Below are 14,784 nucleotides of genomic sequence, written 5' to 3'. Positions count from 1 at the left end.
TAAGCATAGCCAGATTCCCCAGTCGCATTTGGCGGCATAGCTCTCGCAGTCGATCACTCACGGTCAACCGCCTCCTGGAGCATAGAGTACAGCTTAAGGGTGACTGCGGCGGCAGTTCTTTTCATTTTTGACTTGCCGACGTTCAGTCAATGGGTCCGGCACTAGTTTTTGGACAGGCCAAAGCTAGAGAGCGCCATTAACACAGCCAGCAACCCCAACATTCATGTCAACGTTGACATTGCTTTTATCAAAAGTGAGCAGGATTTTGAGCAGGATGTTGATGATCAATGATGAAATATATACCATATGTAGAATTCAAATAGGACTGCGCAACCCAACATTCACTTCGCGTCATGGCGATCCTGCCCATGGCAGACTGCATCATGACACGCCATATTCGCTGGGGACCTGAGTACGGTTTGTCGTGGAGTTAGAGCGACAGGAATGAATGGGAGGAGACCAGCATGTTGAAGCCTAGAAACAAGCAGCCGGGGCCTTCCAAAATCAGCGTTTTGCCTCTCAGTAAGTGCCTGGCAAAGACTGTTCGTCAGGGGCTAGATAACAGGCCGGGCGCATCTGTGGAAACGCATTGCCGAGTGGTAGGCCTAGTTGCACGCGAGCTATTATCTCGTTTGCCTGCGCGCCTTAGGGAAAGCCTCTTCCCCCTAGGCAGCGAACTGGTTGCCGCGGCACACGATGTGGGCAAAGTCAGTCCGGCATTTCAGGAGAAGATCCACCGGGAGATCGGGCTGGTACTCGGGTTCACACAGCCTGCTCGGGATAAGGAGATAGGCTACCATTTTGCTGTTAGCCAGGCAGCTACCTCTCAGTGTCCAGGATATATCTCAGAGATTGTGGGAAGGCATCACGGCTACACTCCACACAATACACACCAGCCTGATGCAGAAGTGTATGGTGGACCTGCCTGGCAGAAACAGCGCATAGAGCTACTGGATAACCTGAGGCAGTCTTTGAATGTGGATTGGCCCATCATACCAACCTCTCTTCATTCAGATATCCTTGCGGGGTTAACCAGTGTGGCGGATTGGATTGGTTCCGGCGCCCTATTCGATGATGCAGAGACATGGGTGCACGGGGATCGCCATTCAGTGCAGAAACGCATTTCCGAAGCTGTCACTAAGGCAGGCTTTGTCACGCCTAGGGTTCGCCGCGGTCTTACTTTTGAGAGAGTCTTTGAATCCATGGGTGGGTTTGCTCCGCGCGATGTCCAGAGGCGGTTTGCAGAGCGGGTAAATGACTGGGGGGTCTATGTTTTAGAGGCCCCTATGGGAATAGGCAAGACAGAAGCCGCTCTTTATGCGGCCTATAAGGCATTAGAGAGCGGGCGGGCAACAGGGGTGTATTTCGCACTCCCGACTCAACTAACCTCAGACAAGGTCTACGACAGGATGAATAGCTTTTTGAGCAGCATCTTGGACGAGGAAGACCCTAACCGACGCTCGCTGTTGTTGCATGGATTAGCGTGGCTGCGGGACACGGAGCTGGGTGAAGACGGTGCTCCGGGTCGGTCCTGGTTTAACAGCTCCAAGCGCGGGCTTCTGGCTCCCTTTGCCGTGGGTACCGTAGATCAGGCTCTAATGGCTGTGATGAATGTAAAGCATGGTTTTGTCAGGGCCTTTGGCCTGGCAGGGAAGGTTGTCATCCTCGATGAGGTACATAGCTATGACAGCTATACCGGTACCATTCTCAAAGAGCTGGTCGGCTCGCTTCGAGCACTGCACTGTACGGTCATTATCCTGAGCGCAACCCTGACAGATAATCAGAGGCGCAATATTCTCGGCGTGTCATCTAAGGGCAACGAGCAAGAGGAGGCCATTTCCCCCTATCCCCTTATTACTAGTTGCCCGGCAGGTGGGGAGATCCAGGAACAAGGGGTAGAACAATTAGAGGATGCCGAGGTAAACGTGCGCATTGTCAATAGCGACGACGATGCCGTTGATGAGGCTCTGTTGCGGGCCGATAGAGGCGAACAGGTTCTCTGGATTGAGAACACCGTAGACGAAGCCCAGCAGAGATATCGCGGCTTGGCAGCCAAGGCAGTGGAGCTGCAGCTCGAATGCGGGCTCTTGCACTCCCGCTTCCTCAAAACAGACCGACAGGCAAACGAGGGGAGGTGGGTCAGTCTTTTCGGCAAGGAAGGACACAGCTTGCGGCAAGCGAAGGGGCGGATCTTGGTAGGCACCCAAGTATTGGAGCAGTCACTGGATATCGACGCTGACTTCCTAGTTAGCCGGCTATGTCCTACGGATATGCTGTTTCAGCGGTTGGGACGGCTATGGAGGCATCGTGAAAATGACTCCATCCGACCAGAGGCAGCAAGGCGTGAGGCATGGGTTTTGGCCCCCTTCCTGCATGAGGCAATCGATAATCACAGCACCTTAGGTAAATCAGCCGCTGTTTATAGCCCCTATGTTCTGTGTCGGACACTTGAGGTATGGCAGGATGTGCAGATTGTCAGGTTGCCGGGGGGGATTCGACCTTTACTAGAGGCCACTTACCAAGATCGTACCGAAACTGGGGACATGGCGCGTAGCAAGCACCTAGTGGAGCAAGAGCGCGACAAACTGTCTCGGCTGGCCCTGTACGGTGTATCGAGGGGGGGGAAGACACTGCCGGAGAGCCAAGCCACTACCAGGTACTCGGAGATGGAGTCAGTGGAAGTCCTGTTGATGAAGAAGCAGGTGAACGTGGAAAACGGAGTAATAGTACGTTTCTTGGACAACTCCGAGCTGATGCTGCCGCAATCCCCTAGTCCGGCTGAGCGGCGCAGGATCGCCGCAGTCTTGCTGAAAAACACGGTGACTGTTCCGGCCTATCATGCCCCTGCTGTCTTAACAAAACCTATTTCCTGGCTAAGGGATTACGTGTATCTGGGGGACCACGAGGAAAGCCCCTTTCGGGCGGCAATGGTGCTCGAGAGCGACGAGGTGCGAGGGATAGACGGTTCAATTGCCAACGAGGATTTCGAGTTAAGCTATGATTCGTGTTTGGGATATGGCGTTAAGAAGAGAGGAGGAAATTAAGATGCCCTTATCGCAGAGGTTTAATCTGGTGGATGAGCCATGGGTCCCTGTTGTAGGGAAGGGCCTAGTAAGCCTTGGCGCAATTTTCAGCGACCATCAACTATCTGCTCTGGGGGGAAATCCTGTCCAGAAAATTGCCCTGACCAAGCTACTACTGGCGATTGCGCAGTCTGCACATATACCAGCGAATGAGGCAGACTGGCAACGCCTTGGCCCTTCGGGGATGATGGACAAAACGGCAGAATACTTGTCAGCTAAGAGAGAACTCTTCTGGCTATACGGGGAACGGCCGTTTTTGCAGATGCCAGCCATTGCGGGGGCCAAAAAGAAGAGCTTGGGTACAGCCGAAGTCTACACGGCTACGGGAAACACGACTATACTAACGCAGGGTCAGGTGGAAACACCCCTGACTGATGCAGCTAAGGCCATGCTGCTTGTTCAACTAATGGGCTTTTCTTTGGGCGGGAAGCAAACGGACAACAGCATTACCTTGTCTCCCGGCTACCAAGGAAAGTCTAAGACCGGTAAGCCCGGTCCGTCCATTGGGCGTTATGGGTTCCTTCACACTTTTTTGCAAGGTGAATCCCTGAGCGAAACACTGTGGCTTAATCTCCTTACCGAAGAGGACATGAAGAAGCTCACTGACTTCGCAGAGGGCTTTGGCACAGCGCCTTGGGAGAGCATGCCTCAGGGAGAGGCTTGTGCTGTGGCGAGAAAACTGAAAACGTCCTACATGGGACGACTGATTCCACTATCACGTTTTGTTCTGCTGGCAGAGGATGGACTGCATTATTCAGAGGGGATTGCCCATCCGGATTATGCCGAAGGCGGCGTGGACGTCAGCATTGCGGTGGCTTCTTCCGGTGCCACGCATAAAGCAATATGGGCGGACCCCGAAAAACGCCCGTGGAGGCAGCTGCCCGCACTACTCTCATTCTTAAGCAATATGGACAGAGGAGATGCCTTTGAGTGTCGGCAGCTGCGGATGGGCGTTCCGCGAGCCCAGAAGCACCTGCCCAGCTTTGGTCTCTGGTCTGGCGGATTAAAGGTGCGCGTCAATTCTGGAGAGCAGAAAGTATCAGGGTCAGACGATTTCGTGGAGTCCGAAATCTATCTTGACGCCTCAGAGCTGGGCAAAAACTGGTTTACTAACTTCAAACGAGAAATGGATGAGTTGGACCAGCTCGACAAGATTATCTGGAGCGCAACCACTGCCTATTTTGTGGCGCAGAAGGCTGCGGGCAAGAACCAGGCCGCGCAAGCAGTCAATCTGTTCTGGCAGCTCTGCGAGCGCAGGCTTCAGGAACTTGTGGAAGCCTGTTGCGATGATTCCGGCGAGCAAGTGAAGCGACTGCGCCGCGCATTTGCAGGCTTCGCCGAGAGGGCCTACGACACATACTGCCCCAGAGATACAGCCAGGCAAGTCGATGCTTGGGCGGCTAACAGACCTAATGTGCTAAGGTACCTAAGATAGTAAAGGAAGGAGTCGGTTTTATTGTGAGCACGGAAAAATCGGGGAAGAGTCACGAACAGGTGTTTGTCGACTATGTCCTGGGACGGATGGAGGACGATAGCGCCTTTGGTGCTGCCTTACGGCGGGCAGATAATCCTGCCACAGAGTATCAGGCGTGGGAGTACCTTGCGGCCTGGTGCAACATTGAAAGGGAGGTAGAGAGGAGGCCCTACGCGACAATAGCGTCCGCCATAGCGCGCGCCAAGCCGGCCGGGGACGGGTCATTGGGAATCGGAGAGGCGATAGCAGCGTGCTACAAGGAAGGCAACGCTTCAGATTCGGCTAAGTCCAAGCTGCGACGCCTACTGGCCTGCGATTCCACAGAAGAAGCGTGCGTTGTCTTGCGCCCTTTGCTCAGCCTCATATCGTCCCACGGGGTACGCTTGGGATACGGCAAGCTATTGAACGAGTTGACTCACTTTGGCGACAAGGTAAAAGCAAGATGGGCGGTAAGTTTCTACGGCCGGAGGTGGAATGATGATCGCTTCGGCACTCAGCCTGAGTCGCGCTGACTGCAAGGCGCTGGCCCTAACAGATGCATATGGGCTACATAAGCTGGTCTACTCCCTGTTCCCTGAACAGGATGGGCGCAAGCGAGATTTCCTTTATGTCGACAAGGGTGGCGACTGGAACTGCCGCCGCATATTATTACTGTCAGCGCGCAGGCCCAAAACCCCGGAGTTCGGCGTAATTGAGTCAAGGGAGATACAGGAATCCTTTTTGCACAAGGACTATTATGCTTTTGAGGTGACGGTCAACCCCACCCGGCGAAACGGACCGTCCCGAACTACTACGCCGATAAGGGGTAGGGACAACCTGCATAACTGGTTTATGCAGAAGTCGAGCGTCTGGGGATTTGCTGTCGACCCAGACAGCCTGCATATCAGAAACATGGGTGTGGTGAGTTTCGGCCGAGAGAATGGCGTCACTCAGACGCACGGGTCAGCCACCTTTGTGGGTAAACTCCAGGTGACTAACCGAGAGGCTTTTGTGTACAGCTTTAAGAACGGTGTAGGCAGGGCAAAAGGATTCGGCTTTGGCCTGCTACAGATCGTGCCCCTGCAAAAACAAGAAAACCTTAATACTAAGGAGGAATAACGCATGAGTCATAACCCGTATCAAAACCTTATTGTCGAGTTCCACATTTTGCAGTCGTTCCCGGTCACCTGTTTGAACCGAGATGATGTTGGAGCGCCCAAGACGGCAGTTGTTGGCGGTACTACCCGTGCCCGGGTTAGCAGCCAGTGCTGGAAACGGCAGGTCCGCCTTGCGATGCGAGACTTTGGAGCTAACCTCGGCACAAGAACTAAACTCATTTCCCCTCTTATCGCCAGGGCTTGCGAGGACGTGGGTGCCACTGCAGAACAGGCGAAGGCATGCGGTGACAAGGTCGAACAGATTTTCATCAAAAAGGCAGCAGGCAATAAGGGCTCCCAGAAGAAGAAGGGGAGCGATACCCAGGAAGGAGAGTTGCCTGACGATGTGGCTTCCCGTGACAAGACAGATACTCTCCTGTTCCTGAGCCCTAAAGAAGTATCGTTGTTGGCAGCAGCTTTTAAGGCAGCCGGGTTTCGGCCGGACGAAGTGATCAAGGAGACCTCCACCAAAAATCCGGCGAGAGACCTCGAAGCAATTATTGGTAAAACCGTTCAAAGCATAGATGCACTGGACATCGCGCTCTTCGGGCGCATGGTTGCGCAGGCCGCTACGCTTAACGTGGAGGCTGCCGCCTCTTTTGCCCACGCCATTTCCACCCATCGCGTGACCAATGAGGTAGAGTTCTTTACCGCGCTGGACGACAGGTCGGAAGAACCGGGCTCGGCCCACATGGGTAGTCTCGAATTTAACTCCGCGACATACTATCGCTATGTGAGCCTGAATGTAGGGCAGCTTTGGCAGACCCTGGCAGGCGAAAGCATACCGGAAGCAATCGAGTGTTTCGTAAAGGCCTTGTTCGTAGCAGTACCGGGAGCGCGGCAGACGACACAATCCGGCGCGTCTCCTTGGGAATTTGCACGGGTCTTGGTCCGCAAGGGTCAGCGCCTGCAGATACCATTTGAGACCGCAGTTAAGCACAATGGTGGCTTCCTGGAGCCAAGCAAAAGGGAGTTGTGCAATTACCTAGACAAAAAAGAGAAGCTTGCTGGTTCTCTCTTCGGCAAGATTGACGGCTTCGAGTTTGGCGATGACGCTGACTTTAATGTCGACAGGCTAATAGAGTCTATCAAGACTGCCATCGCGGCGGGGTAGTATCTGATGAGCACGAGTCACATTTTGCTGTGGCTGGAGGCGCCTCTGCAGTCATGGGGCGCTGATTCCAAATTTGGTAGACGGGACACCCTTGCTTTCCCGACAAAATCTGGTGTGGCAGGGCTCTTGCTTTGCGCATTGGGTGCATCCGGGGAACAGAGGGAACTGCTCTTCAGATTAGCACCACTACGACAGACGGTTGTGTCATACGCACGGACGGACAGAGAACCCCTGCTGAGGGACTTCCATATGGTGGGGAGCGGCTACGATGAAAGCGACCCATGGGAAAGTCTTTTGATCCCTAGGACAAGTGATGGGGGAAAAGCAGTCGGCGGAGGAACAAAGCTTACATACCGCTACTACCTACAGGATGCCAGATTTGCAGTGGTTTTGGAGCTTCCGGATGATTTGGCCAAGCCCATTGCAGATGCTCTGCAAAACCCGGTCTACGACCTGTACCTGGGGCGAAAAAACTGCGTCCCGACAGACTTTGTCTATCGGGGGACATTTGCACATGAAGAAGCGGCACTGAAAAGAGCCCATGAGATTGCACAGGATAAAGGTCTGGCAGAGGATTTTCGGGTGGTGGACGGCGGAGACACAGACAAGGGCGATGTGCTGACCCTAAATGATGTCCCGGTTCAGTTTGGGGATATCAAGCGTTACACGGACAGAAGGGTTACGGTCATTAGGAATGGTTGATGGGCAAAATGCCGCAGCGGACGAAAAAACTCGGCTGATGATTAAGGTGACACGGGCAAACTTGCCGCAGGTCAAGGATAAGTACCCATTCCTGTATCTGGAGCGAGGTCGTCTGGAAATAGATGATAGCAGCGTCAAATGGATTGATTGTGACAGCAATGTCGTTCGATTGCCCATAGCCACCATAAACGCTCTCCTTCTGGGGCCAGGAACCACTGTCACCCACGAAGCAGTGAAGGTCATGGCCGCCGCCAACTGCGCGGTTTGCTGGGTCGGTGAAGATTCACTTCTGTTTTATGCGGTCGGGCAAAGCCCTACGGCCGATTCGCGCAATATGCGAACGCAAATGCTTCTGGCGGCTGATCCCAAACAAGCTGTGGAAGTCGCTCGCAGGATGTTTGCCCGCCGTTTCCCTGCAGCAGATCTTGATGGCAAGAGTCTGAAAGACATGATGGGTATGGAAGGGCATCGCGTCCGGCAGCTTTATGAGCAGAAGGCACTAGAGTACGACGTGGGCTGGAAGGGGCGCCGGTTTCAGCCGGGCAAATTCGAGATGGGTGACATCACCAATCGGGTCTTGACAGCATGCAATGCCGCGCTTTACAGCATTTTGACATCGGGAATCTACAGCATGGGCTACTCCCCTCACATTGGTTTTATTCATTCGGGCAGTCCCTTGCCTTTCGTTTATGACATGGCGGACCTGTATAAGGAGTGGTTGTGTATTGATCTAGCCTTCTCTTTGACTTTGGAGATGGCCGGGAAATACAACAGAGCAAAGGTGTCCTCCGAGTTTCGCAAGAGGGTGATTGATATGGACTTGCTCGCGAGGCTTGGGCCGGATATTAAGGACATCCTTGAAGGAGGCAAGAATGCTGGTAGTCATCGCAAATGATCTCCCTCCTGCCGTACGGGGCAGGATGAAACTATGGTTCGTGGAACCCCGGCCCAATGTGTTCATCTCCGGCATCAAGGATTCCGTAGCCGATGGTGTTGTGGAGTACCTGTATGAGCACTGCCCTGCCGAATCGGGACTATTAGTGTTCAAAAAGGCCAACGCTACCCCAGGCTATACCATTCGAGGTGTTGGCGATACTACGCGAACCCTGATAGAACTCAGTGGCCTACAACTGGTTCAGGAGAAAGATGGCTCGTTCTAGGTGAACTACATCTAGTGTTTCTAGAGAGCCAAAACACAATATCCTGGAGTCTTCCCCACGCGGGTGGGGGTGTTTCCATCCCCACTCCTGCGGACTTCAACCGTGCGGAGTCTTCCCCACGCGGGTGGGGGTGTTTCCCTCATAGTAGCCATCGTTGCCGCACTGATAGCGTCTTCCCCACGCGGGTGGGGGTGTTTCCAACGACCGCGGGGCCAAGACGCGAGCGGGCACGTCTTCCCCACGCGGGTGGGGGTGTTTCTCCTCCTTGCGCGGTGTCAGGCCCGCGCCGCCTGTCTTCCCCACGCGGGTGGGGGTGTTTCTCGGGGCACCAGTCGAGGCGGGCGAGCAGGTCGGTCTTCCCCACGCGGGTGGGGGTGTTTCTCCATCGACAGATGGCACCCCGACCCCGCGCCCGTCTTCCCCACGCGGGTGGGGGTGTTTCTACTTCAAGGCTTGTCCCTTCAAACACCGCGTCGTCTTCCCCACGCGGGTGGGGGTGTTTCCTAATGGAGATCGAGCGCAACACCAGCTGCAAGGTCTTCCCCACGCGGGTGGGGGTGTTTCCCCTTTCCCCATCAGGCTTTGCCTGATGATGAGGTCTTCCCCACGCGGGTGGGGGTGTTTCTTACGTTGATAACCTTCTTGGTTAGCTTGCAGCGTCTTCCCCACGCGGGTGGGGGTGTTTCTAGTTACATTGCCGGTATTAAAAATTTGCAGACGTCTTCCCCACGCGGGTGGGGGTGTTTCTTGAGGAATGGGCAGGTAGCGATGACGATAGTGGTCTTCCCCACGCGGGTGGGGGTGTTTCCGGCGGGCAGCGATGGCGACAGTGCCCCGCCGGGTCTTCCCCACGCGGGTGGGGGTGTTTCTGACGTCCTTGCTCAGTCCACACCTCTTAGCGGGTCTTCCCCACGCGGGTGGGGGTGTTTCCTATGTATGCTTCTACAAAGATGACAGCAGAAGGTCTTCCCCACGCGGGTGGGGGTGTTTCTTCGATGCTGTTATATGCGCCTATGTGCTCTACGTCTTCCCCACGCGGGTGGGGGTGTTTCTACTCATTCTCACGCAGATTGAGGAGCGGGCAGGTCTTCCCCACGCGGGTGGGGGTGTTTCCCTTAATCATGCACATTCACACCGGAAACACAGGTCTTCCCCACGCGGGTGGGGGTGTTTCTGCACAATTCCATGTTTGACGATTCTTCCAGCCGTCTTCCCCACGCGGGTGGGGGTGTTTCCTGCATTAAGGTTTGCATGTGGTTGTTCCTCCTGTCTTCCCCACGCGGGTGGGGGTGTTTCTTGCCGGATGGGTAGACGGTAGCGGGTGGAGCTGTCTTCCCCACGCGGGTGGGGGTGTTTCCAAGACCCTGTACAAGTGTGCAACAATAGCAGAGTCTTCCCCACGCGGGTGGGGGTGTTTCCCTGCGCCATGCATCGTCACGATAGGTCTTGAGGTCTTCCCCACGCGGGTGGGGGTGTTTCCAGTGCAGCTATCGGCTACATGATTCTGGCGGCGTCTTCCCCACGCGGGTGGGGGTGTTTCTGCCCAGGTGATACGGTTACGGTCTCCCAACCCGTCTTCCCCACGCGGGTGGGGGTGTTTCCACCACCAAAAAAGGAGGCATAGACGGAAGAAGGTCTTCCCCACGCGGGTGGGGGTGTTTCTATGCCAGTGCAAGTATTGACTATGGACGATGCGTCTTCCCCACGCGGGTGGGGGTGTTTCTCTGCCGAAGACGATTTTGGCGGCCCGGCTCCGTCTTCCCCACGCGGGTGGGGGTGTTTCCAGGCGCTGCTCTTCGTCCGGCATGGGGAAGGCGTCTTCCCCACGCGGGTGGGGGTGTTTCACGACTCGGCCTTCAACATCGAGGCGTACATTGCGTCTTCCCCACGCGGGTGGGGGTGTTTCTGTCTCTAAGTCGATACTGAGTGTCGGGCTCATGTCTTCCCCACGCGGGTGGGGGTGTTTCTCGTGGAGACTGATATTTGCGCCGTTGACACAAGTCTTCCCCACGCGGGTGGGGGTGTTTCTTAACTGTAGTCTCACAGATGCTAACTTGCAGTGTCTTCCCCACGCGGGTGGGGGTGTTTCCGCATACTAGTAGCCCACGGTGTCCATCGCAATGTCTTCCCCACGCGGGTGGGGGTGTTTCTGCGCATTGGTCTACTCGAAGAACGCGAGCTCGGTCTTCCCCACGCGGGTGGGGGTGTTTCCTAGCTGAGGCTAAGTCCGCTAGCACCAAGGCAGTCTTCCCCACGCGGGTGGGGGTGTTTCCGGAGGTACAGAAGAATGAGACCAAACACCGCAGTCTTCCCCACGCGGGTGGGGGTGTTTCCGCTACAAGGTGGTGCAAGCAACCATGGACAGAGTCTTCCCCACGCGGGTGGGGGTGTTTCTCACGCCAAACGCCAGTTCGAGGAACCCTAGGAGTCTTCCCCACGCGGGTGGGGGTGTTTCTGCGCCGGGTGACGTTGGCAAGTGTTCCGTGTCGTCTTCCCCACGCGGGTGGGGGTGTTTCCTGTCTTTCAGCGTTCGGAACACCTTTCGCACAGTCTTCCCCACGCGGGTGGGGGTGTTTCTCATCAGGTAAAACAGGCGGTCAATTCGCTTTCGTCTTCCCCACGCGGGTGGGGGTGTTTCTCGTCTGCAGCTGCTTGTGATGCGCCACGATGTGTCTTCCCCACGCGGGTGGGGGTGTTTCCTTTGAAGCCGCGGTGAAGCAGATCGCGGAGGGGTCTTCCCCACGCGGGTGGGGGTGTTTCCTCTTGGCCACGCAGCACACCGGACGCGATGCCGTCTTCCCCACGCGGGTGGGGGTGTTTCACACATACGCGACAGCTAGACACCGCGGCGTGAGTCTTCCCCACGCGGGTGGGGGTGTTTCCGCGCCTAAAGTCGAGAACGCCCCGAAGATAACGTCTTCCCCACGCGGGTGGGGGTGTTTCCTGCACAAACAGCTCGATGGTCGGCGCGGAAGTGTCTTCCCCACGCGGGTGGGGGTGTTTCCATACTTGTCACCTTATAGATGGTCAGCACGCCGTCTTCCCCACGCGGGTGGGGGTGTTTCTGACACAGAGGGAGTTAGCTGCTAAGGCAGGGTGTCTTCCCCACGCGGGTGGGGGTGTTTCCGGACGGGGTTGATTCGTCCCCCGTCCGGGCAGGTCTTCCCCACGCGGGTGGGGGTGTTTCTCTCATATGCCTGCTCTTTATCAGGGCGTGGGTGTCTTCCCCACGCGGGTGGGGGTGTTTCCGTGGTCTTCCACCGCGTAGCGCATGGCGTCCAGTCTTCCCCACGCGGGTGGGGGTGTTTCCGTGGTCTTCCACCGCGTAGCGCATGGCGTCCAGTCTTCCCCACGCGGGTGGGGGTGTTTCCGCACGCTAGACCAAGCTCTTGCGAACCCTGCCGTCTTCCCCACGCGGGTGGGGGTGTTTCCTTAGTGTCAGCTCCGGTCATGAGGTTCTTTAGGTCTTCCCCACGCGGGTGGGGGTGTTTCTGACCCGTCGGCATTGTTTGCGGGGATGCTCGAGTCTTCCCCACGCGGGTGGGGGTGTTTCTGGTGCGCACCTTGACCGCGCCGTAGGTCGCTAGTCTTCCCCACGCGGGTGGGGGTGTTTCCCACGCCTACACCATGGATCAGCTGGCGGTAGCGTCTTCCCCACGCGGGTGGGGGTGTTTCCTATCACGCTTTACGGCGCCAAGCGCAGGAGAGGTCTTCCCCACGCGGGTGGGGGTGTTTCCCCGATTGTGCAGCCGACAGAAATCTACAGTGGGTCTTCCCCACGCGGGTGGGGGTGTTTCCGGCTCCGTTACACAGCTGCAGCAGCTTGTTAGGTCTTCCCCACGCGGGTGGGGGTGTTTCTACTCGTCTGATTGAGCTGAGAGAGCAGGCGCAGTCTTCCCCACGCGGGTGGGGGTGTTTCCCTAGTACGCACTTGGGATATGGGCATAGTTGGGTCTTCCCCACGCGGGTGGGGGTGTTTCCCCGCTCTGTCTGGCCCTGCCGGTGTAAACGCTGTCTTCCCCACGCGGGTGGGGGTGTTTCCGGTGGCGCGCACGGAGACAGGCACCTCTACAAGTCTTCCCCACGCGGGTGGGGGTGTTTCCCCTTGCGCAGCAACAGCAGGCGCAGTCTCCACGTCTTCCCCACGCGGGTGGGGGTGTTTCCCTGTGAGATGCTCAATACGGGGCTAATCCCGGGTCTTCCCCACGCGGGTGGGGGTGTTTCTGCCCCGGGGTACCGTGCCTGTAGCGTGCGGCTGTCTTCCCCACGCGGGTGGGGGTGTTTCTGCGCCTAATTGCCGGTGAGCCTTTGCAAGCGCAGTCTTCCCCACGCGGGTGGGGGTGTTTCCGCCTTCCGCGCTATCGCCTGATGAGGCTACTTGTCTTCCCCACGCGGGTGGGGGTGTTTCCGAACGCTAACACGGGAAGGAGGTGAAGCAGGTGTCTTCCCCACGCGGGTGGGGGTGTTTCTAGCTCTAGGTCGAGCGCGTCCAGATCTGCGAGGTCTTCCCCACGCGGGTGGGGGTGTTTCTCTGCGTAGCTCGTTGCGGGGGGCTTTGGTGCCGTCTTCCCCACGCGGGTGGGGGTGTTTCTGTACCCTGTGACACCCGGCTTTCAGTCAGCAAGTCTTCCCCACGCGGGTGGGGGTGTTTCTATGTGCATCACTACGTAGAGGACACAACGTCCGTCTTCCCCACGCGGGTGGGGGTGTTTCCGTCGCGGCCACTGGCGTTCATCCGATTCGCAAGTCTTCCCCACGCGGGTGGGGGTGTTTCTGCTTGATGATGTCAAAGTCGCGCTACGTATAAGTCTTCCCCACGCGGGTGGGGGTGTTTCCGAAGGCATAACACAGTTGCTCAACCTACTCATGTCTTCCCCACGCGGGTGGGGGTGTTTCTGTCCGGTTGTTCTCTATGGTTGAGGCTACAGCGTCTTCCCCACGCGGGTGGGGGTGTTTCTCTGCTTGTTGGTCAGAGCCTTCTCGTACAGCTGTCTTCCCCACGCGGGTGGGGGTGTTTCTACTACGCCGTCGCGCCCGAGTGGATTACCCGCGTCTTCCCCACGCGGGTGGGGGTGTTTCCGTCCGGCTTGCCTTGTTGCTGTCACGGGTAAGGTCTTCCCCACGCGGGTGGGGGTGTTTCCATACGAAACGCGCACGTCAACATGTGAAATTCGTCTTCCCCACGCGGGTGGGGGGTGTTTCTTGCGCTAGTCTTTGGCCGCGCAAGTTGTTATGGTCTTCCCCACGCGGGTGGGGGTGTTTCCGGGCCCTAAACACACCGGCGGACGTTTACGTTGTCTTCCCCACGCGGGTGGGGGTGTTTCTTCTTCCAGTTTCACTTATCGCTACCATGCGTTGTCTTCCCCACGCGGGTGGGGCCAGTTCACGTGGGTCTTCCCCACGCAGGTGGGGGGGTGTTTCTTCGGGCCAGTAGCCCTTTGCCCCTGCCCACTTGTCTTCCCCACGCGTGTGCGGGTGTTACTCTTGAAAAGGCCTACGCTTGCGCCAAAGGCAGGTCTTCCCCACGCGGGTGGGGGTATTTCTAAACTGCTTGTCGTCAGGACCCGAAGGTCCTTGCTATTGCTCGCTGGTGCCGAGAGTGGGACTTGAACCCACACGTTCAGAGACCGCTTGATTTTGAGACGGGGCGCAGGGCTTAGCGGCAGTTGGCAAGCAGGCGTTTTGACATCAATTTTGACAGCAACGCCGCCGCAACGGGTTGTAACGCACTGCTCTCCGCGCATCAGTCGGCCCACCGAAAACCCTTACACAGCAGGCTCTGGGATGTGAACAGCAACGCACAAGTACGCGCTGCAACCCCAGGCACCTAACTCCTAATCAGCTGGTCGCGTTGCTGGGTGAGTCAGCAAAAGAAGTTCCACCAAATGTTCTACCGTAAGCCCGCCAATTGGGGCATAGACCAGCAGAACAAACGTTCGCAGGAGGGGCCCAAGAGCCTTGCCCTTACTGGCTCCAGCCTAGCTGACCGAAGGAGAGCAAAAAGCGCTCCCTACCTTGACACGGTAGAGTTCACTGCTCCAGTCCACTTAGTAGCTAGTCTCGGCCCGAGACGCTGGCGTGTCATATCGGCTCATGCCCATTGACTCCTAGCTCC

8 protein-coding genes and 1 CRISPR repeat array are annotated in these 14,784 nt (G+C 56.9%); all 8 genes read left to right on the top strand.

What is annotated here, in order from left to right:
- Window positions 1–464 precede the first annotated feature (464 nt).
- From cas3 to cas2e, 8 genes are read left to right on the top strand one after another with little or no spacing between them, the layout of a single operon-like run.
- Window positions 465–3,044, top strand: coding sequence for a CRISPR-associated helicase Cas3' (gene cas3 / locus KGZ66_10260; protein MBS3985965.1), 2,580 nt, complete (start codon window positions 465–467; stop codon window positions 3,042–3,044).
- A gap of 1 nt (window position 3,045) precedes the next feature.
- Complete coding sequence (gene casA, locus KGZ66_10255) at window positions 3,046–4,518, top strand: type I-E CRISPR-associated protein Cse1/CasA (protein MBS3985964.1); 1,473 nt, start codon at window positions 3,046–3,048, stop codon at window positions 4,516–4,518.
- A gap of 23 nt (window positions 4,519–4,541) precedes the next feature.
- Complete coding sequence (casB, locus tag KGZ66_10250) at window positions 4,542–5,069, top strand: type I-E CRISPR-associated protein Cse2/CasB (GenBank protein ID MBS3985963.1); 528 nt, start codon at window positions 4,542–4,544, stop codon at window positions 5,067–5,069.
- Entirely contained in the window at window positions 5,035–5,655 is a 621-nt protein-coding gene (gene cas6e, locus KGZ66_10245) for a type I-E CRISPR-associated protein Cas6/Cse3/CasE (protein ID MBS3985962.1), read from the top strand. Before casB ends, cas6e begins: the two co-directional genes overlap by 35 nt.
- Window positions 5,656–5,658: 3 nt before the next feature.
- On the top strand, window positions 5,659–6,807 hold the full coding sequence (gene cas7e, locus KGZ66_10240; GenBank protein MBS3985961.1) for a type I-E CRISPR-associated protein Cas7/Cse4/CasC: 1,149 nt from the start codon (window positions 5,659–5,661) through the stop codon (window positions 6,805–6,807).
- Between the two features lie 24 nt (window positions 6,808–6,831).
- Entirely contained in the window at window positions 6,832–7,509 is a 678-nt protein-coding gene (gene cas5e, locus KGZ66_10235) for a type I-E CRISPR-associated protein Cas5/CasD (protein ID MBS3985960.1), read from the top strand.
- Window positions 7,502–8,404 carry a type I-E CRISPR-associated endonuclease Cas1 gene (cas1e, locus tag KGZ66_10230; GenBank protein ID MBS3985959.1) on the top strand — a complete coding sequence of 301 codons (903 nt, stop codon included), beginning with the start codon at window positions 7,502–7,504 and terminating at the stop codon, window positions 8,402–8,404. The genes cas5e and cas1e overlap by 8 nt, the downstream gene beginning before the upstream one ends.
- Window positions 8,382–8,669: a type I-E CRISPR-associated endoribonuclease Cas2 gene (gene cas2e, locus KGZ66_10225; protein MBS3985958.1), complete on the top strand. Its 288-nt coding sequence runs from the start codon at window positions 8,382–8,384 to the stop codon at window positions 8,667–8,669. The genes cas1e and cas2e overlap by 23 nt, the downstream gene beginning before the upstream one ends.
- Before the next feature lie 48 nt (window positions 8,670–8,717).
- A CRISPR array of direct repeats spans window positions 8,718–14,054; the repeat unit is 28 nt; unit sequence GTCTTCCCCACGCGGGTGGGGGTGTTTC.
- Window positions 14,055–14,784 lie beyond the last annotated feature (730 nt).

Source organism: Selenomonadales bacterium (assembly GCA_018335585.1).
In the GTDB taxonomy this organism is placed as follows: domain Bacteria; phylum Bacillota; class UBA994; order UBA994; family UBA994; genus UBA994.
This window is presented reverse-complemented; position numbering and strand designations above follow the sequence as displayed.

Coding starts and splice junctions, on each gene's coding strand:
- cas3 (MBS3985965.1), top strand. CDS start 465: ATGTTGAAGCCTAGAAACAAGCAGCCGGGGCCTTCCAAAATCAGCGTT.
- casA (MBS3985964.1), top strand. CDS start 3,046: ATGCCCTTATCGCAGAGGTTTAATCTGGTGGATGAGCCATGGGTCCCT.
- cas6e (MBS3985962.1), top strand. CDS start 5,035: ATGATCGCTTCGGCACTCAGCCTGAGTCGCGCTGACTGCAAGGCGCTG.
- cas7e (MBS3985961.1), top strand. CDS start 5,659: ATGAGTCATAACCCGTATCAAAACCTTATTGTCGAGTTCCACATTTTG.
- cas1e (MBS3985959.1), top strand. CDS start 7,502: ATGGTTGATGGGCAAAATGCCGCAGCGGACGAAAAAACTCGGCTGATG.
- cas2e (MBS3985958.1), top strand. CDS start 8,382: ATGCTGGTAGTCATCGCAAATGATCTCCCTCCTGCCGTACGGGGCAGG.